Source organism: Streptomyces sp. NPDC050164 (assembly GCF_044459945.1).
In the GTDB taxonomy this organism is placed as follows: domain Bacteria; phylum Actinomycetota; class Actinomycetes; order Streptomycetales; family Streptomycetaceae; genus Streptomyces; species Streptomyces coeruleorubidus_A.
Map to the genome: position 1 here is coordinate 426,625 of NZ_JBITJK010000002.1, position 21,788 is coordinate 448,412.

Here is a 21,788-nt window from a genome sequence, read left to right on the forward strand (position 1 = left end):
AGGTCCGGAGGGCGCTCCCAGGGCGCGCACGTACGCCGTAAAGTGGCACGACCCACCGGCCGGGCGCCGCGTGACGACGAAGGGGGAGGGCGATCGGATGCCGCACACCGAGACACCGGGCACCGAGGCGGCCCCGGCGCTCCGGCTGCGCTGGTGGACGGAGCTGCCGCTGATCCTGCTGGTGTACGCGTGCTACTCGGCGGGCCGGCTCCTCGCCCGGGGCGACGTCTCCGGTGCGGTCGACAACGGCCTGGCGCTCCTGCGCGCCGAGAAGGTGCTGTATCTCAACTTCGAGCACCCGCTCAACCGCCTCTTCACGCGCGAGGCCTGGATAGGCATACCGGCGGACTTCTGGTACGCGTCGCTGCACTACCTGGTCACGCCGGCGATCCTCGTGTGGCTCTTCCGCTCCCGCGCGGTGCGCTACCGCGCCGCGCGCACGTGGCTGATGACGTCCACCCTCATAGGCCTGGTCGGCTTCACCCTGATGCCGACCTGCCCGCCCCGGCTCCTCGAAGCGAGCCACGGCTTCGTGGACACGATGGCCCAGTACAGCTCCTACGGCTGGTGGGGTGGCGCGGCGAGCGCACCGCGCGGCATGGGGGGCATGACCAACCAGTACGCGGCCATGCCGAGTCTGCACGTGGGCTGGGCCCTGTGGTGCGGAGTGATCCTGTGGCGCTACGGCGGTACGCGCACGGCGAAGGTCGCGGGAGTCGCCTACCCGCTGATCACGACGATCGTGGTCATGGGCACCGCCAACCACTACTTCCTCGACGCGCTCGCGGGCGCGGCCGTGATGGGCGTCGGGCTGCTGCTGGCGCCGGCCGTGATGCGCACGGTGGACCGCGCCAGGGCACGGTTGGTGCCGAGTGTCGCGCCGGTCACGGCGGCATCTTCCGCCGCAGGTTCCTCGATTGTCAGTGCCGGATGTCAGACTTCCGCGGGTGAGCGAATTCCACGGCAGCGCGATGCGCGGTTCCCAGTGGGAGCCGAGCCGAGTGCCTCCCCCAAGGACGCGGGGGACGGCGCTCCGGCACCGGCTCGCTGAGCTGCGCGGTCCCGACGTACCGGCGAAGGCCCTGGACGCGCGCGCGTTGGCGGCGCTGGCCGCCAACCCCGGGTGTGCGCGGCGCGCGATCCTCGACGGCGCCGGGGTGAACAAGGCGGCGCTGGCGAGCGCGCTGGGCTCGCCGTCGGCCTTCGGACAGTCGCAGTTCGCGCTCACGCGGGGCAACGCGTTCGAGGCGCGGGTCAAGGCCGACGGCGGCGCGGAGCTGCTGCGGCTGGTGCACGAGAAGCTGGACCGGACCGCCGAGCCGCCCGCCGAGGCGCGCGTGCCCGACCTGACGGCGACCGGCCCCCAGGGGCGTACGGCCCGTACGGCGCTGGAGTTGCGGGAGGCCACCGCGCACCCGGGCGCGTGGACGCTGCTCGACCACCCGATGCTCGCGCTCGACGTCGCGGGCTCCCCGGCGTTCCTCGAACCGGACGCGGTCGTGGTGCATCCGGACGGCAGCTGGACCGTGGTCGAGATCAAGTCGTTCCCGCTGCTTGACGGTTCGGCGGACCCGGCGAAGGTCGGGGCGGCGGCCCGGCAGGCGGCGGTGTACGTGCTGGCGCTGGAGGAGGTCGCCGCGCGGCTCGGCGCGGAGCCGGAGGGGTGCGCCGGTGTCGAGGGGGCGAGCGCGCGCAGGCCCGAAGGGTCGAGCACGGTCGCCCCCTCGACACCGGCTGAAGCGCCCCGGAGGCGGAGCGCTCAGGACAGGGCTCCGTCCCCGCGCGTGCGGCACCGGATCCTGCTCGTCTGCCCCCGGGACTTCTCCAACCTGCCGGCCGCGTCCGCCGTCGACATCCGCAAGCAGCGTGCGGTGACGGCCCGCCAGCTGACCCGGCTGACCCGCATCGAGGACATCGCCGAGACGCTCCCCGAGGGCACGTGCTTCTCCCCCGAGCTGCCCGCCGACGAGCTGACGGCCGCCGTCGAATCGGTCCCGGCGACGTACGCGCCGGAGTGCCTGTCGGCGTGCGAGCTGGCCTTCCACTGCCGGACCCGGTCGCGCGAGACGGGCGCGGTGACCTCGCTCGGGCGACCGGTGCGGGCGGAGCTCGGCGGTCTGACGACGGTCGAGGACGTCCTGGCGGCGGCTCGCGGCGAGGCGGGCGACCCCGGCGATCCGGCCGTGGCAGCCCTGCGGCGGGCCGCGGCCCTGCGCGCCGAGGCACTGGAGGCGGCGTGTCGCTGATCTCCACCCTGGCCCGGCTCGAAGCGGTCAGCACGGGCCGCGCCCAGCCCGCCGCGACCGTCCGGCACCGGCACCTGTCCGACCGCCCGCTGGTGTTCGTGCCGCTCACCACCGCCGGTGAGGCCGGTGCCCCGCTCGGCGCGCTGGTCGGCACCGACCGGGACGCGCCGCGTCTGCTGGTCGTCCCGCAGCCCCGCGACCGCGACCTCAGGTTCGCGTTCCTGGCCGAACTGGCCGACGTGGTGCTGCCGTACGTCGACGCGTACGCCGAGGTCGTGGAGGCCGCCGAGCGCACCGAGACCGACCCGGAGACCGGCAAGCGGGTCAAGGTCGAGGTCGACCTGTGCGCGGACGCGCCGCAGCTGATCGTGCCGAGCCGCGGCGGCATCGACCTGGTGCGGCTGCTCGGGCGCTCCACGCGCTTTCGGCGTACGGCGGAACAGGATCCGCAGGCCCCGTATCCGGCGCCGCCCCGGGTGCCGTTGCTCGGGCGGTGGCTGACGCACTTCGGGGAGCGGGCCCGGGTGCCCGGCTCCTCACTGCTGCTGGCCATGACCGACGTACTGGGCCGGCACTGGGCGACCGGGCAGTCCACGCTGGAGGACCAGCACCTGGGGGCGCTGCTCGCCTGGGTCGACCCGCCGCAGGGCCTGACCGGCGCCGAGGCGGCGCTGCGGGCCGAGCTGGAGCGGGACGAAAAGGGCCAGCTGACGTGTCCCCCGGCCGGTCCGGCCACCGACCCGGCCTTCGACAACAAGCTGCTCGCCCCGGCCATCGAGCGCTACGACCGTGCCCGCACGGCCCTGGCCGCCGCCGAGGACGGCCTGGAGGCCGACGACCGGCTCGGCGCGCTGACCGCCGCCGAGCGGGAGATCCGGGACCTGGTGCTCAGCCGCACCCGCCCCACCTGGGACGCGGTGTGGCGAGGCCTCGACCTGCTGCGGGAGCTGCCCGAGGGGGCTCATGTCGAGGAGCGCTGGACCCGCGACCGCTGGTCCTTCACCGGCCACCGCGACCGGGTCCTGGCCGGCGAACCCCCGCAGCCGCGCCGCGACGACGCGGTCACCGCGGCGAACAAGCTCGCCACACGCGAGCGCGAACAGGCCCGGCTGGAGGCGCAGGAGGCCCTCGACGACCCGCTGGTGATGGCGGGACGGCGGCTGTCCGGGGAGGCGTTCGCGGGTGAGGTCACGAACGTCGTGATGGCGTACAGCGAGGGCAAGCGGCCCAGCCCGCGCCCCCTGGTCACGGTGCGCACGGACGACCGGCCGCACCTCGGGGAGCGCACGAAGGTGTACCGGTCGCTGGGCGGGAAGCCGCAGTCGGCGGAGTTCGTCGGGGCCGAGGAGGACGGCGCGTACGTCGTGCTGCGGGTCCTCGACAAGATGGGCCGCGGCAAGGAGCCCGAGCCGGGCTCGGTGCCGGAGAAGGGCGACCGGGTCTGCTTCACGCTCTTCGAGCACGAGCAGCGGGGCGGCGCGAAGCTGCCCGACCCGGAGGAGACGCCGTGGACGCACGGCGGGCCGCCCGGTGAGGCGACCCTGGAGGCGGCCGACCCGGTGACCGAGGAGGACGTGCTGTGACGACGCTCCTCGATCCCTCCGCCGCCGCGACGCAGGCCACCGACGCGATCCTCCACGACACGCTGCACGGCACCGCGCGTGGTGTCGTCGTCGACTCCCCGCCCGGCGCCGGCAAGTCCACGCTCGTCGTCCGCGCGGCCCTGGAGCTGGCCGAGGCGGGCCATCCGCTGATGGTGGTGGCGCAGACCAACGCCCAGGTCGACGACCTGGTCCTGCGGCTCGCCGAGAAGAACCCCGAGCTGCCGGTGGGCCGGCTGCACAGCAGCGACGCCGACCCGTACGACAAGGCGCTCGACGGCTTGGAGAACGTCCGCAAGTCGGCGAAGGCGGCCGACCTCGCCGGGCTGGCCGTGGTGATCTCGACGGCGGCGAAGTGGGCGCACGTGAAGACCGACGAGCCGTGGCGGCACGCGATCGTCGACGAGGCGTACCAGATGCGCTCGGACGCGCTGCTCGCGGTGGCCGGGCTGTTCGAGCGGGCGCTGTTCGTGGGCGACCCGGGGCAGCTCGACCCGTTCGCGATCGTGGGCAGCGAGCAGTGGGCGGGCCTCGCCTACGACCCGTCGGCCTCGGCGGTGACGACCCTGCTCGCGCACAACCCGGACCTGCCCCAGCACCGTCTGCCGGTCTCCTGGCGGCTCCCGGCCTCCGCGGCGCCCCTGGTCTCGGACGCCTTCTACCCGTACACCCCGTTCCGCAGCGGCACCGGCCACGGCGACCGGCGGCTGTCCCTGGCCGTGCCGTCGGACGGCTCGGGCCCCGACCGGGTGATCGACGAGGCGGCCGAGTCGGGCTGGGGCCTGCTGGAGCTGCCCGCGCGGCACACCCCGCGCACGGACCCGGAGGCGGTACGGGCGGTGGCTGCGGTCGTACGACGGCTGCTGGACCGGGGCGGCGCGGCGACGTCGGAACGCTCACCCGACCCCTCTCCCCTGACCGCCGACCGGATCGCCGTCGGCACGGCACACCGGGACCAGGCGGCCGCGGTCCGTGCCGCCCTGGCCGACCTCGGCGTCACCGACGTGGTCGTGGACACGGCCAACCGGCTCCAGGGCCGCGAGTACGACGTCACGGTGGTCCTGCACCCCCTCTCCGGCCGCCCCGACGCCACCGCCTTCCACCTGGAGACGGGCCGCCTGTGCGTCCTGGCCTCCCGCCACCGGCACGCGTGCATCGTGGTCTGCCGGGCGGGCGTCAGCGACCTGCTGGACGACTATCCGTCGACGGAGCCGGTGCAGCTGGGGACGGTGGTGAAGTTTCCGGACGGGTGGGAGGCGAATCACGCGGTGCTGGCACACCTGGCGGAACACCGGGTGTCCTGGCAGCCCTGACGAACACCGATGCTGTCGCAGCCGTACCACTACCGCGATGCCCACTTGCGCGCCCGCGAGACAATGGACGGTGGCCCACTCCACCGGGAGGGTCAGCGCAACGTACGAGGAGGAGTAGACATGGCGGAGCCCACGCCGCGTCGGAACGAACCGCGGCTACGCCCCGCGCCCCTGCTCTTCGAGCCCGCGGAGGCGGCCTCCGACCCTGAGCACTTCTTCGACCTCGAGTCGATCGACGATCCCCGCGCGCTGCTGTCCCGCGCGACGGAGCTGACGCTGGCGTTCCGGGCCGCGGCGGACCGGGCGGTGGAGTTCCAGGCGATCGCGGCGGCGCAGCTGGCCGATCCGCGGCGGTTCGACCGGCTGACGACCGCGGACATCGCCGAGCGGGCCGAGTGGACCGAGGACTACGCCAAGAAGATGGTCGAGTTCGGCCGGGACCTGATGCGGGGCGGCGGCGAGGGCCGGGGGCCCGTCGACCCGGTGTGAGACCCGGGGGCTCCGCCGCCTTGCCGATCTCCGCGGCATATGCCAGGCGGGCAAGATACTCCCTCCCATCCCTTCCTGTCCCGATTTCCCGCAACCCTCGGGAACCGCGCGTTCACGGCCGGTAGACATTGACGCCATGAGCAGCGCATGGAACGCCTCCCACGTCACCCCGGACGGAGCCGCCTGGCTCGCTTCGGCAGGAACGTATCCGCGGAGCACGCTCGCCCTCTGGGAGGAGCGGCCGGACGCACCGGTCGTGCTGCCCTGCGGGGCGGTCTTCGACGTCGTCAGCGCGCCCGCGATGTTCGGGCGGCAGATGCTCGACCGACTGTGGGACGACGGGCCCGGCTCGGGGCCGGTCGCCGAGCTCCGCGGCCGGATGCTGCTGTTCGCCGCGCCCGGCACGGCCCAGCGGCTGCCGGCTCTGCTGGAGTGGGAGGAGTGGGGCAAGCACGGCGGGGACACCGAGGAGTCCGGACGCACCGGCCGCACGGGCGGGGTACCGCCCCTGCTGTGCCACGGCACGGGCGACGCGGTGACCGTCCCGGCACCGGCGGACGACGCCTCTCCCAGCCGCTCCGGCGCCCGCTGGCTCGTCGCCCCCGACACCCGTCAGCCCTGGCTGCCCGGCCCCGAGGTACTGCTGTGGGCGGCCGTCCGGGCGGCCCGTTCGGCCGTGCGGATATCGATTTTTCCTCCCGCCGACCAGGGTGCTAAGGTCTACGACGTCAGCAGGCGCCGCTAGCTCAGTTGGTTAGAGCAGCTGACTCTTAATCAGCGGGTCCGGGGTTCGAGTCCCTGGCGGCGCACAGACGGCAAAGGCCCCTCGCGAAAGCGAGGGGCCTTCTGCATGCCGTGCCGGAGCACCTTCAACGGCCCGCTGTGATCTTCACCGTCCAGGCCCCGGACGCCGTACGCCCCTCCACCTCCACCCGGACACCCTCCCCCGGCACCGTGAAGCTCTCCCCCGGGCCGATCGGCGCATCCGCGAGGGGCGGGTAGACCGAGTCCTCCCAGCAGGCCGCGGTGCCCGGGTGGGCGTCGATCACCTCGATCGGCCCGCCCCCGGACTGCGCCTCGCCCCGCACCCGGTACACCAGCACCCCCTGCCGGCACGCGGCCACGTCGTTGCCCACCGACCCCCGCGCCTCGAACGCCAGCACACTGTCGCGGCCCGTACGCACCACCGCGAGCTTGGTGCCCCGCCCGAGACCGAAGGCCGGCGCCCCCGCCGCACCCGCCATCTGCACCCCGGGCCCGGCCGCCAGCGGCTCCAGGGTCAGCCGGGCGGGCCCGGCGTCCTGCACGCACCGCACCTGCCGCCGGGCCAGCCAGCCCAGCTTCCACTTGTGCCAGCCGAACAGGTCGGGAGCCAGTCCGAACTGGCTGCCCATCAGGTCCCAGTCGCCGACATGCGTGTCCCAGTCGCCCTTGCCGTCCACGGGCCGGTGGTAGAGGTCGGGCAGGTCGAACACGTGCCCGGTCTCGTGGGCGAGCACGAGCCGGTCCGGCGGATGCTGCTCGAACACCGTGACGACCCGGCGCAGATCGGCGCCGTCGACCCGCATCGGACTCGTGAGGTTGACCACCTTGGTCGCGTCGGAGTCCACACCGGGCGCGTCCGGGTCGGCGACGAAGTACACGACGTCGTAGCGGGAGAAGTCGACCTGAGGGTCGGCCACGGAGAGCGCGTCCCGCAGATACGCGGCCCGGTGCGCGGCGCTCCAGTCGCGCTGTATGGCGTACGCCGTGGACGGCTGCGGCATCCGGATCCAGTGCCGCAGCGGGTGCGGGCGCAGGGTGAAACGGCCGTAGGAGGCGCGTTCGAAGAAGCGGGTGGTGGCCGGGAAGTGGTCGGCGGTCAGCTCCTGCGGCGTGGTCAGCGGATGGGCGTCCGGGAAGGACAGGAAGACCATGACCGCGTCCAGGGCCCGGGCCGGGCGCGGATAGGCGGCGTTCCAGGTGTCCAGGCCCTCCGAGTGGTGGGCGTCGGTGCGGGTCAGCGCGCAGGGCGCGGCCGAGTCGGGCTCGGCGGCCGACGGGCCGGTGCCGAGGGAGGTCGCGGCGAGCGCCGACATGGTGGTGAACACGGCCGCGGTGCTGCGCAGTCGGGCGCGCGAGAACTGACGCGGCACGGGTACCTCCGGGTACGGTTCACGGGACACCGCACCCAGCCTGTGATGATTTGTCGTACTGCACCCTGTTTGCCTGCACCACTCGGGTGAAGGGGCCGAAAAATCACGGAAGGCGACGCCCCGGAAGCACTCACGGAACGTCACAACTGGTCGGGGGCCTGAAGAAGCCGCCCGTGCATGAGCAGAAACGATCTGGCAGAAGAGCCGACTGGCCGGGAACACTTATGACTGGCTGGAAGGGCCCGGAGCCAGCATCTATGATCGGCACACTTTCCTGACCTTTCCTGCACGGACAGAGATCGAATACATGCGGGAGCGAGCGGTGAGCGGAACCTCCGAAGGGCCGGCGCCCGCGGCAGACCTCGACCGGCCGGTCGTCACAGAGAGTGAGATCGACACGCCTCCCCGTACCGAGCCTCCGGCGCATCCGCCCTACCGCTCCGTCTTCACTGCCGCCCCGCTCGCCATGGCCGTCGTCGACCGCGAGGGGATGGTCGTCAGCGCCAACGACTCGCTCGCCACGCTGCTCGGCAGCGCCCCGGACGAGCTGGCCGGGGCCGTCGCCGCCGACGTGGTCGACCTCACCTGCGACGCCCGCACCTGGCACGCGTACCGCGAGGTGCTGCGCGGCCGGCAGTCCCGGCTGCGCTGCACGCGCCGTCTCAAGCACCCCGACGGGCACTCGCTGTGGGTGCAGGTGACGGTCGCCCCGCTGCCCGCCGACGACCGGGTCGTCCTGCTCTCCGTCGCCGACATCAGCCCCCGCCGCGAACTCCAGGCCCGGCTGCGGCACTTGCAGATGCACGACCCGGTGACCCGGCTGCCCAACCGCACGCTGTTCTTCGAACGCCTGTCGGCCGCGCTGGAGGCGGAGTCGTACGAGCAGAGCGGCACCGGCCGGATCGGCCTGTGCTACCTGGACCTGGACGGCTTCAAGGCCATCAACGACACCCTCGGCCACCGCGTGGGCGACCGGCTGCTGGCCGCCGTCGCCGAGCGCCTGACGCGCTGCGCGGACGAGGCCGGACACTCCCGGCCCAGCACCCCGCTGGTGGCCCGGCTCGGCGGTGACGAGTTCGCGCTGCTCGTCGAGGACTCCACGGGCACCGAGCAACTGGCCGAGCTCGCCGAGTCTGTGCTGGAGGCGATCCAGGACCCGTTCGACATCTCCGGGCAGCGCCTGTCGGTCTCGGCGTCGATCGGCGTGGTGGAGCGGCACGCGGCCGGGACGACCCCGACCGCCCTGATGCAGGCGGCGGACACCACGCTGTACTGGGCGAAGGCCGACGGCAAGTCCCGCTGGACCCTGTTCGACCCGGAGCGCAACGCCCACCGCATGACCCGCCAGGCCCTCGCGTCCACGCTGCGGCCGGCCATCGACCGGGGCGAGTTCCGGCTGGAGTACCAGCCGCTGGTCGGCATGGAGGACGACCGGCTGCACGGGGTCGAGGCGCTCATCCGCTGGAATCATCCTCAGTTCGGCGTACTGACGCCGAATCGGTTCATCGGACTTGCCGAGGAGGACGGGTCGATCGTTCCGCTGGGCCGCTGGGTGCTGCGCACGGCCTGCCGGCAGGCCCGTCGATGGCAGCTGGACCACCCCGACGAGCCGCCCATCTTCGTGAGCGTGAATGTGGCGGTGCGTCAGGTCTGGGACTCCGACCTGGTGGCCGACGTGGCCCAGACGCTGGCCGAGACGGGCCTCGCGCCGCACCTGCTCCAGCTGGAGCTCACCGAGTCGGCGGTGATGGGCTCGGCCGGCCGGCCGCTCCAGACCCTGAAGGCCCTCAGCGACATGGGCGTGCGCATCGCCATCGACGACTTCGGCACCGGTTACTCGAACCTGGCCTACCTCAGCCGCCTGCCGGTGTCCGTCCTGAAGCTGGACGGCACCTTCGTCCGCGGCTTCCAGTACGACGACCGGGACACGGCCACCCGCCCGAACCCGGCCGACGAGGTCGTGGTCGAGGCGATGATCCAGCTCGCCCACCGGCTCGGGCTGACCGTCACGGCCGAGTGCGTGGAGACCTCGGCCCAGGCCAGTCGGCTGCGGCGCATCGGCTGCGACACCGGACAGGGCTGGCTCTACTCCCGTCCGGTGCCGCCGGATCGCATCTCCGAGCTGCTGGGCACGCCGGGCGTTCAGGCGGGCGTCGGCAACCCGTAGGCGTCGGCGATGAGTTCGTAGGAGCGTACGCGTACGTCGCCGCCGTGCGCGTTGGCCGTGATCATCAGCTCGTCGGCGCCGGTGCGCTTGGCCAGGTCGTCCAGGCCGGAGCGGACCTCGTCGGGGGTGCCGTGGATGACGTTGGCGTTCCAGGAGTCGACGAAGTCGCGCTCCATCGGGCTGAACTCGTAGGCCTCCGCCTCCTCGGGGCTGGGCACGAGGCCGGGGCGTCCGGTGCGCAGCCGGACCATGCTGAGGGCGGCGGCCAGCACCTGACGGCGGGCCTCCCGCTCCTCGTCGGCGGCGAGGGCGGAGACGCCGATGAGGGCGTACGGCTCGGCGAGCACGGCGGACGGCTGGAAGGACTCCCGGTACAGGTCCAGGGCCGGGATCGTGTTCTGCGCCGAGAAGTGGTGCGCGAAGGCGAAGGGCAGTCCGAGGGCACCGGCGAGGCGGGCACTGAAGCCGGAGGAGCCGAGCAGCCAGACCGGCGGGCGGTGCGGGGACTGGACGCCGCCGGGGCCGGTCGCCTGGACGGGGCCCGGTACGGCGTGGATACGGCGGTAGGGATGGCCGTCGGGGAAGTCGTCGTCGAGGAAGCGGGTCAGCTCGGCGAGCTGCTGGGGGAAGTCGTCGGCGCCCTCGCCTGGCCGGTCGGTGCGACGCAGAGCCGCTGCCGTGGCGCCGTCCGTGCCGGGCGCGCGGCCGAGACCGAGGTCGATGCGGCCCGGGGCCATGGCCTCCAGCGTGCCGAACTGCTCGGCGATGACGAGCGGGGCGTGGTTGGGCAGCATCACCCCGCCCGAGCCGAGGCGGATGCGGTCGGTGTGGGCGGCGAGGTGGGCCAGGATCACGGCCGGGGACGAGGAGGCCACGCCCGGCATGGAGTGGTGCTCGGCGACCCAGTAGCGGTGGAAGCCGCGGGCCTGAGCGAGGCGGACCAGGTCGACGCTGGTGCGCAGCGCGTCGGAGGCGGTGCGGCCGGCCCCTACGGTGACCAGGTCCAGTACGGAGAGGGGGACGGGGGCGCTGCCCTGCGCTGCGCCGCGTATCTCGTCTGCCGCCACGGTGGGGTGCCTCCTGCTGTGGGCCGTGTGCTGTCGTTCCGGCGTTAACAGGGGACTGTCTCCGGTTGTTCCCGGATGGGAGCCGGACCGTCAGGCGACCTGCTCCCAGTCGCTCTGCACTCCGCCGTACGGGGGCCGCCGGGCGGCCTTCTCGCGGACGCGGAGAACGGCCCACGCGAGGGCGGCCGCACAGGCGAGCCACCAGGGCAGGGACCACACGGCGCCCCACCAGCGCGCCTGCGGGTCGAGGACGGCGTCCACGGCGGCAGTGGCCATCGCTGCGGCCAGGCTCCAGCACAGCAGGCACCCCGACAGCTGGACAGCGCTTACATGGAATCTGAACCGGCCCGGTTCGGCCATCGGGAACCGTCCTTCACGGCGCGACTGGCTGCGGACGTGGCCAGTGTGCACGGGGTGGACAACTGAAGGGGAACGCGCTTTCGGTCAACTCAAGCGCCCGGTGAGACATCGGAGTTGAGGGTTCCTCACCCCTTGGCGGACAGTTCGCCCCCCTACGCCCGGATCTGCCCCACCGAAGAGGTGGGACCGATTCCGGGCGTCGGTTCAGAAGCCGTTCACAGGTCGGCTCACGCCTGGACGATCGGCTCCCTCGTGAACAGGACGCCCAGTTCCGGCGCGTTCACGCGGCGGTCCGCCAGGCGGAGGGCCTCCCAGACCGTGACCTGGTTGGCGGTGAGGATCGGCTTGCCGAGTTCCTTCTCCAGGGCCGGGATGTGTGCCGCCGTGTGCAGGGCCGTGTCGGGCAGGAGGAGGGCATCGGCGTCGGGATGGTCGGAGTGCCGGGCCAGGGCGAGGAGTTCCGCCTCGCCCCACGTGCCGACCTCGGCGGCCGTGATGATGCCGGAGCTCTTCACCGAGACGACCTCGACGCCGTCCGCCCGCAGGAACTCGGCGAACAGCTGGGCCACGTCGTCCGGGTACGTCGCGCCGATCGCGACCCGGCGCGCCCCCAGCTCCCGCACCGCGTGCACGAACGCGAAGGACGTCGAGGAGGCCGGCATGCCGGCCGTCTGCGCCAGGGTGCGCACCTGCTCCTGCGCGCCGTCCCAGCCGTAGACGAAGCTGCCGCTGGTGCAGGCCCACACCACGGCGTCCGCGCCGGCGTGCCGCAGCTCCTGCACGCCCGCCGCCAGCCGGCCGGCGGAGCCCATCTCGAGCAGCGCATCCACCCGGTGCGCGTCCTCACCGATGTCGGTGTGCACCAGGTCCACCCGGATGTCGCTGCCCAGCAACTGCTCGATGCGCGGAAAGTCGTCCTCGGCCGAGTGGCCCGGGTAGAGAAATCCCAGTGCTGTCATGTCCAGCCTTCCTGCTGCTGCTCTTTTTCCGGCACGACGGGACCGGGGTCCGCCCCCGGCGATCCGAGACCGGCACGCGCATCCGGATTGATCAGCGCTTGATACGGTCCCACCGCACGGGTACCCAGTCGGCGCAACGCCGCCCACATCGTCACTTGGTTGGCCGAGATCACCGGGATGCGCAGCTCGGCCTCCAGTTGGGGGATGACGTCGTAGGTGGGCAGATTGGTGCAGCTGATGAACAGGGCGTCGGCGTCGTCGCGTACGGCCTGCCGCGCCATGTCCACCACCTCCCGGTAGGGGACCTTCCAGATGTGCCGGGTCAGGCCCATGAAGGCACAGCCGGAGATCGTGACGCCCGCCTGGGCGACGTACGCCTCCAGCGACTGCGTCACCGACACCGTGTACGGCGTCACCAGCGCCACGCGCCGTACGTCCAGCTCCACCAGGGCTTCCAGCAGTCCGCCCGAGGTGGTGATCGCCGGTACGGCGCCCGCCCGGCTCATCGCCTCGCACATCGAGCGCTCGCCCATGACGCCGCCGACGAAGCTGCCCGACGTACAGGCGTAGGCGATGACCTCGGGGGCGATCGCGTTGAGCGTGCGGACCGCCTCGCTCAGCGTCTGGTGCTCGCTGACCATGCGGGCCAGATCGAGGCTGACCTCGACCGGCACGAACGGTGTTCGTGTCATGTGCAGGGAGACCTCGTCCGGCACCCAGCGCCACAGCTCGCGGTCGAGTGCGAAGTCGAAGGGGGCGACGACGCCGACCCCGCGCTGCGGGCTGGGCCCGCCGAGAAATGAGACGTCCATGGCAGGGCACCGGCCTCACACTGGGCAACGAGTGTGCAACGGATCGTGGGAACGCCCGTGTTGACGACGGTAGGTTCGGGTGCGAGCGTGGTCAATCCGTCCGGATCATTCCCTGGTCAACACCGTGTTAACTCGTCGTCACCGGCCGCCTCCCGAAGGCAGGCCGCCCCCGCCGCACGGCTGGAGAAACGGCTGCTCATGCCCACTCCCACCCTCCTCGTCCTGGACGCCGAACCCCTCCCCCGCCTCGGGAGCCTCACCGGCCACGCCCGTATCGAACACACCGACGCGCAGGGTCTCGCCGAGCGCCTCCCGCGTGCGGATGTACTGCTGGTGTGGGATTTCACCTCGCGCGCCGTGCGGGACGCCTGGCCCGGCGAGGGCCCACGGCCACGCTGGGTGCACACGGCGAGCGCCGGTGTGGACCACCTGATGTGTCCGGAACTCGCCGCTTCCGACACGGTGGTGACGAACGCGCGCGGCATCTTCGACCAGCCGATCGCCGAGTACGTCGCCGCACTCGTGCTGGCGATGGCCAAGGACCTGCCGCGCACGCTGGAGCTGCAACGGGAGCGGACCTGGCGGCACCGCGAGTCGCACAAGGTCGCCGGGAGCCGGGCCGTGGTGGTCGGCACCGGGCCGATCGGCCGGGCGATCGCCCGCACGCTGGGCGCGCTGGACATCACGACGGCGCTCGTGGGCCGCGCCCCGCGCACCGGCGTGCACGGCCCGGAGGATCTGGACCGGCTGCTGGCGCGCGCCGACTGGGTGATCGCTGCGGCACCGCTCACCGATCAGACACAGGGCATGTTCGACGCCCGCCGCTTCGGCGTGATGCAACCGTCCGCCCGCTTCGTCAACGTCGGCCGCGGCCAACTGGTCGACGAGGACGCGCTCGCCGAGGCCCTGGCCAAGCACTGGATCGCGGGCGCCGCACTGGACGTCTTCGAGTCCGAGCCCCTGACCCCCACCAGCCCGTTGTGGCAGGTCCCGGGCCTGATCGTGTCCCCCCACATGAGCGGCGACACCATCGGCTGGCGGGACGAGCTCGGCGCGCAGTTCGTCGAGCTGTACGAGCTGTGGGCGGCGGGAAAGCCGCTGGAGAACGTGGTCGACAAGCAGCGCGGGTATGTACCCGGACACTGACGTTTCCTTGGAGGGTGCATGACCGAGCTCACCGAGCTGACCGCCGTACGGCTCCTCGAGGGCTACCGCAAGGGCGAGTGGAGCCCTGTGGAGGCGACCCGCGCGGCGCTGGAGCGGGCCGAGGCGATCCAGCCGGAGGTGAACGCCTTCGTCCGGCTGACCGCCGAGGACGCGCTGGCCCGGGCCCGGGAGTCGGAGGAGCGATGGCGGCGCGGTGAGCCACAGGGGCTGCTGGACGGGGTGCCGGTCACCGTCAAGGACATCCTGCTGCTGCGCGGCGCGCCGACCCTGCGCGGGTCGAAGGCCGTGGATCCGGCGGGGCGCTGGGACGAGGACGCCCCGTCCGTGGCCCGGCTGCGGGAGCACGGGGCGGTGTTCATCGGCAAGACGACGACCCCCGAGTACGGCTGGAAGGGCGTGACGGACTCGCCGCTGAGCGGGGTGACGCGCAACCCGTACGACCCCTCGCGCACCGCCGGCGGGTCGAGCGGCGGCAGCGCGGCGGCCGTGGCGCTCGGCGCGGGGCCGCTGTCGCTGGGCACGGACGGCGGCGGCAGTGTCCGTATCCCGGCGTCGTTCTGCGGGATCTTCGCGCTGAAGCCGACGTACGGGCGGGTGCCGCTCTACCCGGCGAGCGCGTTCGGCACGCTGGCGCACGTCGGGCCGATGACCCGGGACGCGGCGGACGCGGCGCTGCTGATGGACGTGATCGGCCATCCGGACTCACGCGACTGGTCGGCGCTCGCCCCGCCGCCCGGTTCGTTCCGGGACGGCCTGACGGGCGGGGTGCACGGGCTGCGCGTGGCGTACTCGCCCGTGCTGGGCGGTCAGGTGGCGGTGCGTCCGGAGGTCGCGGCGGCGGTGCGGCACGCCGTGGAGCGGCTGGCGAAGCTCGGCGCCTACGTCACGGAGACCGACCCGGACCTCACCGAACCGGTGGAGGCCTTCCACACCCTGTGGTTCAGCGGGGCGGCCCGGGTGACCGAGCATCTGGGACCGCGGCAGCGGGAATTGCTGGACCCGGGCCTGCGCGAGATCTGCACACAGGGCGCCCGCTACTCGGCGCTGGACTATCTGGCCGCGGTGGACGTCCGGATGGACCTGGGGCGGCGGATGGGCAGCTTCCACGACACCTACGACCTGCTCGTCACGCCGACCCTGCCGATCACGGCGTTCGAGGCGGGCGCCGAGGTGCCGAAGGGATCCGGCCATCGGCGCTGGACGGGCTGGACACCGTTCACGTACCCGTTCAACATGACGCAGCAGCCCGCGGCCAGCGTGCCCGTCGGCGCCGACGGGGACGGACTGCCGATCGGTCTTCAGCTCGTGGCCGCCCGGCACCGGGACGATCTGGTGCTGCGGGCGGCCCACGCGCTGTACGAGGCCGGCGTGGCGTCCGCCAGCCGGCTCAGGCCCTCCGGAAGCTGAGCGTCTCCCCCGCCGCTCCCGACCTCCACAGGTCGTTGCACGCCTCGGCCATGGTGTCCAGGCCCTCGACGATCTGGCCCCAGACGATGCCGGGGATCCAGCCGACGTCGCCGTTCAGCAGCAGGTTGTTCCGCTCGTAGAACAGGGCCAGGTCGACGAGCGTGGTCCCGGGACGGACCTCGCGGTCGTAGCCGTAGGACTTGGTCCCCAACTCCGTACCCGCGAAGGCGAAATAGCACAGGTCACCCGGAATGGGGGTGACGGTCGGGTTTTCCAGAGGTGGCTCGGTTTCGGCGAACGGCGGGAAAAGGGCGTAGATCTCGTTGCGTGCGTACTTCGCGTGGTAGACGTCGCCGGCCAGCGGAAGGGCATCCCAGACGGCCGCGCAGGTGATCGGCGCGCGGTCGTCCAGGAGCCTGGCCCTGCAGGTCACGTCGCGTTTGACCAGCGAGACTTCGATATATCGATCAGCCATGCCTCCATGGGAGTGCTCGCCGCCCCCGCGGTCAAGGGCGCACCGGGAGACGTGCGGGGCTTGAAAAGATCGGCATAACTCGGATGCGGTCGGGTAGCCGCGCGCCCATGGCTCCACCACAGAGAAGCCCACTGAGAAGTCCGGAACCCATATCCCAGGCCGCATCCGGGCCCACACGCCGGTCGCTGCTCGCGGGGGTCGCGGCGCTCGGCGCGCTGGGCGCCGCCGGATGCAGCCGAGTGGCCACGGCGTCCAGCACCGAGGGCGGTGACCTGCTCGGCCGGCTCCGGGCCGCGGGCGTCGTCCGCCTCGGCATCGCCGGTGAGATCCCGTTCGGCTTCATCGACAAGAACGGCGAGCTGACCGGTGAGGCACCGGAACTGGCCAAGGTGATCTTCAAGCGTCTCGGCGTCGACCGGGTGCAGCCCGTGCCGACCGAGTTCGGCTCGCTCATCCCGGGCCTGAACTCCCAGCAGTTCGACGTCGTGGCCGCCGGGATGTACGTCAATCCCGAGCGCTGCGAGCAGGTCATCTTCTCCGACCCCGACTACCAGATGCTCGACTCGTTCATCGTCCGCAAGGGCAACCCCAAGGGGCTGCACAGCTACAAGGACGTCGTCGAGAAGAAGGCGAAGTTCGCCACCGGGACCGGATACGCCGAGATCCAGTACGCCGTCGAGGCGGGGTACAAGGAGAGCGAGATCCTGATCGTCCCGGACCAGGTCGCGGGCCTGAACGCGGTCGAGGCGGGGCGCGTGGACGTGTTCGCCGGTACGGCGCTCACCGTACGCGAGGTGGTGAAGAAGTCCGCCAAGGCGGAGGCCACCGAGCCCTTCAAGCCGATCGTGGGCGGCAAGCCGCACGTCGACGGAGGCGCCTTCGCGTTCCGGCCGACCGAGACCAACCTGCGGGACGCCTTCAACGTCGAGCTGCACAAGCTCAAGAAGAGCGGCGAACTCTTCCGCATCCTCAAGCCCTTCGGTTTCACGGAGGCCGAGATGACGGATCTGACCGCGAAGGAGCTCTGCGGCGGATGACCTCGGGACTCTGGGAACTCGTACTCAAGGGCATCTGGGTCACGATCCAGTTGCTCGTCTGTAGCGCGCTGCTGGCCACGGCGGTCTCCTTCGTCGTCGGTGTCCTGCGCACCCACCGGCTGTGGATCGTCCGCTTCATCGCGGGCTTCTACACCGAGGTGTTCCGCGGGACCTCGGCCCTGGTCATGATCTTCTGGGTCTTCTTCGTGCTGCCCCCGGCCTTCGGCTGGCAGCTGGTGCCACTGTGGGCGGGCACGCTGGCGCTCGGCCTGACCTACGGGGCGTACGGCTCCGAGATCGTGCGCGGTGCACTGGGCGCGGTCGACCCGGCGCAGAAGGAGGGCGGCATCGCGCTCAGCTTCACGCCGTGGCAGCGGATGCGGCTGATCCTCCTGCCGCAGGCGGTGCCGGAGATGATCCCGCCGTTCTCCAACCTGCTCATCGAGCTGCTCAAGGGCACCGCCCTGGTGTCGATCATGGGCATGGGCGACCTGGCGTTCAGCGGCAATCTGGTGCGCCTGGCGCTGCAGGAGAGCGCGGAGATCTACACGTACATCCTGCTCATCTACTTCGTGATCGCCTTCCTGCTCACCCGGGTCATGCGCGGGCTGGAGAAGAAGCTCAAGGCGGGTGTCGGGAAGAAGCCCGACAGCAAGACCCGGGCGCCTGAGCCGGTCGTGGTGGAGGCGGTCCGATGAACTGGGACTGGAGCGCGGTCTCCGGCTTCATGCCGGACTTCTGGGAAGGTCTGCTGGTCACCCTGCAGATCCTGGTGATCGGCTCGCTGATCTCGTTCGTGCTGGGTCTGGTGTGGGCGCTGCTGATGCGGCTGCCGACGCGCTGGGTGACCTGGCCGGTCGGCGCCGTCACGGAGTTCGTCCGCAACACCCCGCTGCTGGTGCAGCTGTTCTTCCTCTACTACGTGCTGCCCGAGTGGGGCCTGACCTTCTCGGCGCTCGCCACGGGCGTCTTCGCCATCGGGCTGCACTACTCGACGTACACGATGCAGGTCTACCGCGCCGGTATCGAGGCCGTGCCGGTCGGCCAGTGGGAGGCGGCGACGGCGCTGAACCTGCCGCTGCGCCGGACGTGGACCGCGGTGATCCTGCCGCAGGCGGTGCGCCGGGTCGTGCCTGCGCTCGGCAACTACGTCATCGCGATGCTCAAGGACACGCCGATGCTGATGGCGATCACCGTGCTGGAGATGCTCGGCCACGCGCGCCTGTTCTCTCAGGAGCACTTCCAGTTCACCGAGCCGCTCACGGTGATCGGAGCGGCCTTCATCGTCATTTCCTATCTGGCCTCCCTTCTCCTGCGAGCCCTGGAGCGACGCCTTGCCCACTGACACTCTCCCCAACCCCGAGAAGAACCCCGCCAGGAGCACCGGCGAGCTGATCCGGCTGGAGCAGGTCACCAAGCGGTTCGGCGACCACACGGTCCTGGACCACCTGGACTTCTCCGTGAACGCCGGCAAGCACGTCACGCTGATCGGCCCCTCCGGATCCGGCAAGACCACGATCCTCCGGCTGCTGATGACGCTGCTCAAGCCCGACGAGGGCACCATCACCGTGGACGGGGAGCAGCTGTTCCCGGCGCCCGAGAAGCAGGTGCGCGAGGTCCGCAAGAAGATCGGGATGGTGTTCCAGCAGTTCAACCTGTTCCCGAACATGACGGTCCTGCGCAACATCACCGAGGCCCCGGTCACGGTCCTCGGCATGTCCAAGGACGCCGCCGAGGAGCGGGCGCGCGAGCTGCTGGAGCTGGTCGGGCTGACCGACCACCTCGACAAGCACCCGGCGCAGCTGTCCGGCGGGCAGCAGCAGCGGGTGGCGATCGCGCGGGCGCTGGCGATGCGGCCGCAGGTGCTGCTCCTGGACGAGGTGACCTCCGCGCTCGACCCGGAGCTGGTCGCGGGCGTCCTCGACGTGCTGCGGGACATCGCCCGTTCCACGGACATCACGATGCTCTGCGTGACCCACGAGATGAACTTCGCCCGGGACATCTCCGACCAGGTACTGATGTTCGACTCGGGCCGGGTCATCGAGTCCGGCCCGCCGGAGAAGATCTTCAGCGAGCCGGAGCAGGACCGCACGCGGGAGTTCCTCAGCGCGGTCCTCTGACTACAGGGCGTGACCAGGCGGAACACCGGGCCCCCGGACTGGGGCATGCTTCTGGCATATGCCAGAGAGTCAATGCCCCAGTCCGGGGGCCCGGGAATCTTGTCAACCCCCGCCCTCCCCAACCCCTTTGCCGGTTATCGTGGAGGGGATTCGCTGTCCGGATTCACGGCCCAACAGCAAGCGCAGGGGGAGACCACCGTGGCGCTGAAGCACGAGCCGCCGACCACCCCGTACCACTCGGCCCAGGAAGCCCTGCGCGTCCTGGAGACGGTGGCGCGCAGTTCCACCGGAGTCACCGACGCCGAGCTCGCCCGGCACACCGGCATCGGACCCGAGCGGCTGACCGCGCTGCTGCGCATGCTGCGCCGCGAGGGCTACGTCGAGCAGATCACCGACGGCGCGTACGTCACGGGCGAGACGCTGACCCGCCTCGGCTCCGCCCAGCACCGCGAGCAGGCCCTGCGCGACAAGCTCCAGCACACCCTCGACCGGCTGCGCGACTCGGTCGGCGCCGCCGTCTACATGAGCCGGTACGTCGACGGCGAGATCAGCGTCACCCAGTACGCCGACAGCCCGGCCACGCCCAAGGTCAACGAGTGGGTCGACTTCCGCTCCTCGGCCCACGCCACCGCGATCGGCAAGAGCCTGCTCACCCAGCTCGACCACGCCGCCCGCCGCGACCACCTCGCCCGGCACAAGATGGCCCGCCTCACCTCGCGCACCATCACCAGCGACCGGCTGCTGCTCTCCCGGCTGGAGTCCCAGCCACCCACCGCGCCCGTCCTGGACCTCCAGGAATACGCGGTCGGCACGGTCTGCGCCGCCGTCCCCGTCACGGCCGGCTCCTCCGTCGGCTGCCTGGCCCTGTCCCTCCCGGTCGAGCACGCCCACCGCCTGCGCCAGGCCGCGGACGCCCTCAACCGCAACGCGGCACCGGTCCTGCTGTCCATGGCGATCTAGAGGGTGCCCCGGGTGGTCGAAGCACCCCTCGGGACCAGGTATTATTTTCTTCGTCGCCCGCCGCGAACGCGCGATGCGGACGCGGTCGGCGGGAGTCATGCGCCGCTAGCTCAGTTGGTTAGAGCAGCTGACTCTTAATCAGCGGGTCCGGGGTTCGAGTCCCTGGCGGCGCACCGGTGAAGGGCCTCTCGTGGGAGCGGGAGGCCCTTCGGCGTGTTCGGTGTCCTCCCTGGTCAGCCTGCGGCAGGCGGGTCAGAATCCGGCGACGTCCGAGGCCATCGCCGACATCTCGGTGTACGTCACCATGAAGCCCACGCAGAACACGACGATCACGCCGAGGAACGCCAGGATGCCGACGGTGGCCGCCGCGTGCCTGCCCCGGCTCGGCGCCTGGGCCGTGGCCACGACCTGGGGGCCGTCGGTGTAGTAGACGGTGACGTAGTCGCCCTCGAGGATCGTCCCCGGCCCGTTCTCCTCCTCGAACCGGATCACGCGACCGTCGTGCGTGATGAACTCGTAGACGTGGTGCAGCGTGGTGCGGACGGAGGTGTCACGACCGCCGCCGTGGGTCGTCGTGAACGCCCGCAGGCAGCGCGCCTGAGCCGTCAGGCCGCTGTTCCAGGCGCCGCGGATCTGCAGCCAGCGACTCAGCACGCGGTATGTCATGAAGAGCGCCCCGGCCATGATCAGGCCGGGTGCGCCGTAGAACATCACGTCCATCGCGCATCCCCCGAGGTCGATGCGCCGGCCCCGATCGGCCGGCGTGGGAGGAACCTACCCACACCGGCCGCACCGGTGACTCAAGGGAACCTCAGAAGGTTCAGAAGGTGACGTCCGAGCAGGCGTAGAACGCGTTGCCCGTGTCGGCGATCGTCCACACCGCCAGGATGACGTGGCGGCCGCTCAGCCCGGACGGCAGCCTGCCGCTGTGGGAGAGCGTCGACGGCGGCCGCTGGCCGTTGTACGGCACCGTGAAGAACGGCGTGAGGTTGAGGTCGGAGCGGGCCAGGTTGTGGTTCTGGTTCCAGCCCGGCTTGGTGACGTAGTACTTGAAGTCCGTCGTGGCGTGCATGGCCGTGAACTGCCAGCGGAACGTGTAGCTCTGGCCACCCGTCACCTTCGTGGTGGGCCAGGCCCCGCCGGACGGCGTCCGCGGTGCGCTGAGCTGGCTGAACTGGCCGAGGCCGGCGTTGCATATCTGCCCGTCGGCCGGGCCGGAGGCCGGGAAGCCCTTCGGGCCCTCGACGCTCTGCGGTTCCCATTGGATCGGGCCGCAGTTGGTCACGGTGCCGTTCCGGCAGAGCTTCTGCCTGCTGACGGGGAGGTCGGTGTAGCCGTGGCCGCTGGCGCCGCCGGAGGAGAGTACGAGGGCTCCGGTCGTGGCCAGTCCCACCGCGGCTGCGGACAACTTGGTCCTTGTGCGCATGCTGCCGCTCCTGGAGAACGTGGGGGAGGTTCAGCGAGCCGTGCAGG

At 71.8% G+C, this 21,788-nt stretch carries 22 protein-coding genes and 2 tRNA genes; 16 read left to right on the top strand and 8 right to left on the bottom strand.

What is annotated here, in order from left to right; translation table 11 throughout:
• The first annotated feature begins 97 nt into the window (after positions 1 to 97).
• The 7 genes from ACIBNA_RS04765 (at position 98) to ACIBNA_RS04795 (ending at position 6,458) form a co-directional block, all read left to right on the top strand.
• Positions 98 to 1,051 carry a phosphatase PAP2 family protein gene (locus ACIBNA_RS04765; protein WP_399163819.1) on the top strand — a complete coding sequence of 318 codons (954 nt, stop codon included), beginning with the start codon at positions 98 to 100 and terminating at the stop codon, positions 1,049 to 1,051.
• On the top strand, positions 1,002 to 2,246 hold the full coding sequence (locus tag ACIBNA_RS04770; RefSeq protein WP_399163929.1) for a hypothetical protein: 1,245 nt from the start codon (positions 1,002 to 1,004) through the stop codon (positions 2,244 to 2,246). Before ACIBNA_RS04765 ends, ACIBNA_RS04770 begins: the two co-directional genes overlap by 50 nt.
• A complete protein-coding gene (locus ACIBNA_RS04775; protein WP_399163820.1) occupies positions 2,237 to 3,829 on the top strand; it encodes a hypothetical protein in 1,593 nt (530 codons plus the stop codon). The genes ACIBNA_RS04770 and ACIBNA_RS04775 overlap by 10 nt, the downstream gene beginning before the upstream one ends.
• Complete coding sequence (locus tag ACIBNA_RS04780) at positions 3,826 to 5,160, top strand: AAA domain-containing protein (protein WP_399163821.1); 1,335 nt, start codon at positions 3,826 to 3,828, stop codon at positions 5,158 to 5,160. The genes ACIBNA_RS04775 and ACIBNA_RS04780 overlap by 4 nt, the downstream gene beginning before the upstream one ends.
• A 120-nt stretch (positions 5,161 to 5,280) precedes the next feature.
• Positions 5,281 to 5,649, top strand: a complete 369-nt coding sequence (locus ACIBNA_RS04785; protein ID WP_306966778.1) for a hypothetical protein — start codon at positions 5,281 to 5,283, stop codon at positions 5,647 to 5,649.
• Positions 5,650 to 5,785: 136 nt separating this feature from the next.
• Positions 5,786 to 6,394, top strand: a complete 609-nt coding sequence (locus ACIBNA_RS04790) for a bifunctional DNA primase/polymerase (protein ID WP_399163822.1) — start codon at positions 5,786 to 5,788, stop codon at positions 6,392 to 6,394.
• Positions 6,385 to 6,458 (top strand) — tRNA-Lys (locus ACIBNA_RS04795). The genes ACIBNA_RS04790 and ACIBNA_RS04795 overlap by 10 nt, the downstream gene beginning before the upstream one ends.
• Positions 6,459 to 6,518: 60 nt before the next feature.
• Here ACIBNA_RS04795 and ACIBNA_RS04800 read toward each other — a convergent pair.
• Entirely contained in the window at positions 6,519 to 7,814 is a 1,296-nt protein-coding gene (locus tag ACIBNA_RS04800) for a M6 family metalloprotease domain-containing protein (RefSeq protein WP_399163823.1), read from the bottom strand.
• A gap of 277 nt (positions 7,815 to 8,091) precedes the next feature.
• Here ACIBNA_RS04800 and ACIBNA_RS04805 point away from each other — a divergent pair, with 277 nt between their 5' ends.
• A complete protein-coding gene (locus ACIBNA_RS04805) occupies positions 8,092 to 9,951 on the top strand; it encodes a putative bifunctional diguanylate cyclase/phosphodiesterase (RefSeq protein ID WP_399163824.1) in 1,860 nt (619 codons plus the stop codon).
• Here the strand turns inward: ACIBNA_RS04805 and ACIBNA_RS04810 are convergent.
• From ACIBNA_RS04810 to ACIBNA_RS04825, 4 genes are all read right to left on the bottom strand, one after another.
• Entirely contained in the window at positions 9,927 to 11,018 is a 1,092-nt protein-coding gene (locus tag ACIBNA_RS04810; RefSeq protein ID WP_399163825.1) for an LLM class flavin-dependent oxidoreductase, read from the bottom strand. The genes ACIBNA_RS04805 and ACIBNA_RS04810 overlap by 25 nt on opposite strands.
• A gap of 90 nt (positions 11,019 to 11,108) precedes the next feature.
• Positions 11,109 to 11,294, bottom strand: a complete 186-nt coding sequence (locus ACIBNA_RS04815; RefSeq protein ID WP_399163826.1) for a hypothetical protein — start codon at positions 11,292 to 11,294, stop codon at positions 11,109 to 11,111.
• 311 nt (positions 11,295 to 11,605) lie between these two features.
• On the bottom strand, positions 11,606 to 12,337 hold the full coding sequence (locus ACIBNA_RS04820) for an aspartate/glutamate racemase family protein (RefSeq protein WP_399163827.1): 732 nt from the start codon (positions 12,335 to 12,337) through the stop codon (positions 11,606 to 11,608).
• On the bottom strand, positions 12,334 to 13,149 hold the full coding sequence (locus ACIBNA_RS04825) for an aspartate/glutamate racemase family protein (protein ID WP_399163828.1): 816 nt from the start codon (positions 13,147 to 13,149) through the stop codon (positions 12,334 to 12,336). Before ACIBNA_RS04825 ends, ACIBNA_RS04820 begins: the two co-directional genes overlap by 4 nt.
• Before the next feature lie 198 nt (positions 13,150 to 13,347).
• On the opposite strand from ACIBNA_RS04825, the gene ACIBNA_RS04830 reads away from it, so the two are divergent.
• Both ACIBNA_RS04830 and ACIBNA_RS04835 read left to right on the top strand, forming a co-directional pair.
• Positions 13,348 to 14,295 (top strand): D-2-hydroxyacid dehydrogenase, encoded by a 948-nt coding sequence (locus tag ACIBNA_RS04830; RefSeq protein ID WP_399163829.1) that lies wholly within the window; start codon positions 13,348 to 13,350, stop codon positions 14,293 to 14,295.
• Between the two features lie 18 nt (positions 14,296 to 14,313).
• Positions 14,314 to 15,723 (top strand): amidase, encoded by a 1,410-nt coding sequence (locus ACIBNA_RS04835; protein WP_399163830.1) that lies wholly within the window; start codon positions 14,314 to 14,316, stop codon positions 15,721 to 15,723.
• Here ACIBNA_RS04835 and ACIBNA_RS04840 read toward each other — a convergent pair.
• Positions 15,704 to 16,198 (bottom strand): DUF3830 family protein, encoded by a 495-nt coding sequence (locus ACIBNA_RS04840; protein ID WP_399163831.1) that lies wholly within the window; start codon positions 16,196 to 16,198, stop codon positions 15,704 to 15,706. The genes ACIBNA_RS04835 and ACIBNA_RS04840 overlap by 20 nt on opposite strands.
• Positions 16,199 to 16,305: 107 nt before the next feature.
• On the opposite strand from ACIBNA_RS04840, the gene ehuB reads away from it, so the two are divergent.
• From ehuB to ACIBNA_RS04870, 6 genes are all read left to right on the top strand, one after another.
• Entirely contained in the window at positions 16,306 to 17,235 is a 930-nt protein-coding gene (ehuB, locus tag ACIBNA_RS04845) for an ectoine/hydroxyectoine ABC transporter substrate-binding protein EhuB (RefSeq protein WP_399163832.1), read from the top strand.
• Complete coding sequence (gene ehuC, locus ACIBNA_RS04850) at positions 17,232 to 17,933, top strand: ectoine/hydroxyectoine ABC transporter permease subunit EhuC (RefSeq protein WP_399163833.1); 702 nt, start codon at positions 17,232 to 17,234, stop codon at positions 17,931 to 17,933. Before ehuB ends, ehuC begins: the two co-directional genes overlap by 4 nt.
• The gene (gene ehuD / locus ACIBNA_RS04855; protein ID WP_399163834.1) at positions 17,930 to 18,580 is read left to right on the top strand and encodes an ectoine/hydroxyectoine ABC transporter permease subunit EhuD; all 651 of its coding nucleotides are present in this window, start codon (positions 17,930 to 17,932) and stop codon (positions 18,578 to 18,580) included. The genes ehuC and ehuD overlap by 4 nt, the downstream gene beginning before the upstream one ends.
• The gene (ehuA, locus tag ACIBNA_RS04860; RefSeq protein WP_399163835.1) at positions 18,570 to 19,355 is read left to right on the top strand and encodes an ectoine/hydroxyectoine ABC transporter ATP-binding protein EhuA; all 786 of its coding nucleotides are present in this window, start codon (positions 18,570 to 18,572) and stop codon (positions 19,353 to 19,355) included. Before ehuD ends, ehuA begins: the two co-directional genes overlap by 11 nt.
• A gap of 198 nt (positions 19,356 to 19,553) precedes the next feature.
• On the top strand, positions 19,554 to 20,315 hold the full coding sequence (locus tag ACIBNA_RS04865) for an IclR family transcriptional regulator (RefSeq protein ID WP_399163836.1): 762 nt from the start codon (positions 19,554 to 19,556) through the stop codon (positions 20,313 to 20,315).
• A 99-nt stretch (positions 20,316 to 20,414) separates the two neighbouring features.
• Positions 20,415 to 20,488 (top strand) — tRNA-Lys (locus ACIBNA_RS04870).
• Between the two features lie 79 nt (positions 20,489 to 20,567).
• Here ACIBNA_RS04870 and ACIBNA_RS04875 read toward each other — a convergent pair.
• Both ACIBNA_RS04875 and ACIBNA_RS04880 read right to left on the bottom strand, forming a co-directional pair.
• Positions 20,568 to 21,035: a hypothetical protein gene (locus ACIBNA_RS04875; protein WP_399163837.1), complete on the bottom strand. Its 468-nt coding sequence runs from the start codon at positions 21,033 to 21,035 to the stop codon at positions 20,568 to 20,570.
• Between the two features lie 100 nt (positions 21,036 to 21,135).
• A complete protein-coding gene (locus ACIBNA_RS04880; RefSeq protein WP_399163838.1) occupies positions 21,136 to 21,741 on the bottom strand; it encodes a lytic polysaccharide monooxygenase in 606 nt (201 codons plus the stop codon).
• Between the last annotated feature and the right edge of the window lie 47 nt (positions 21,742 to 21,788).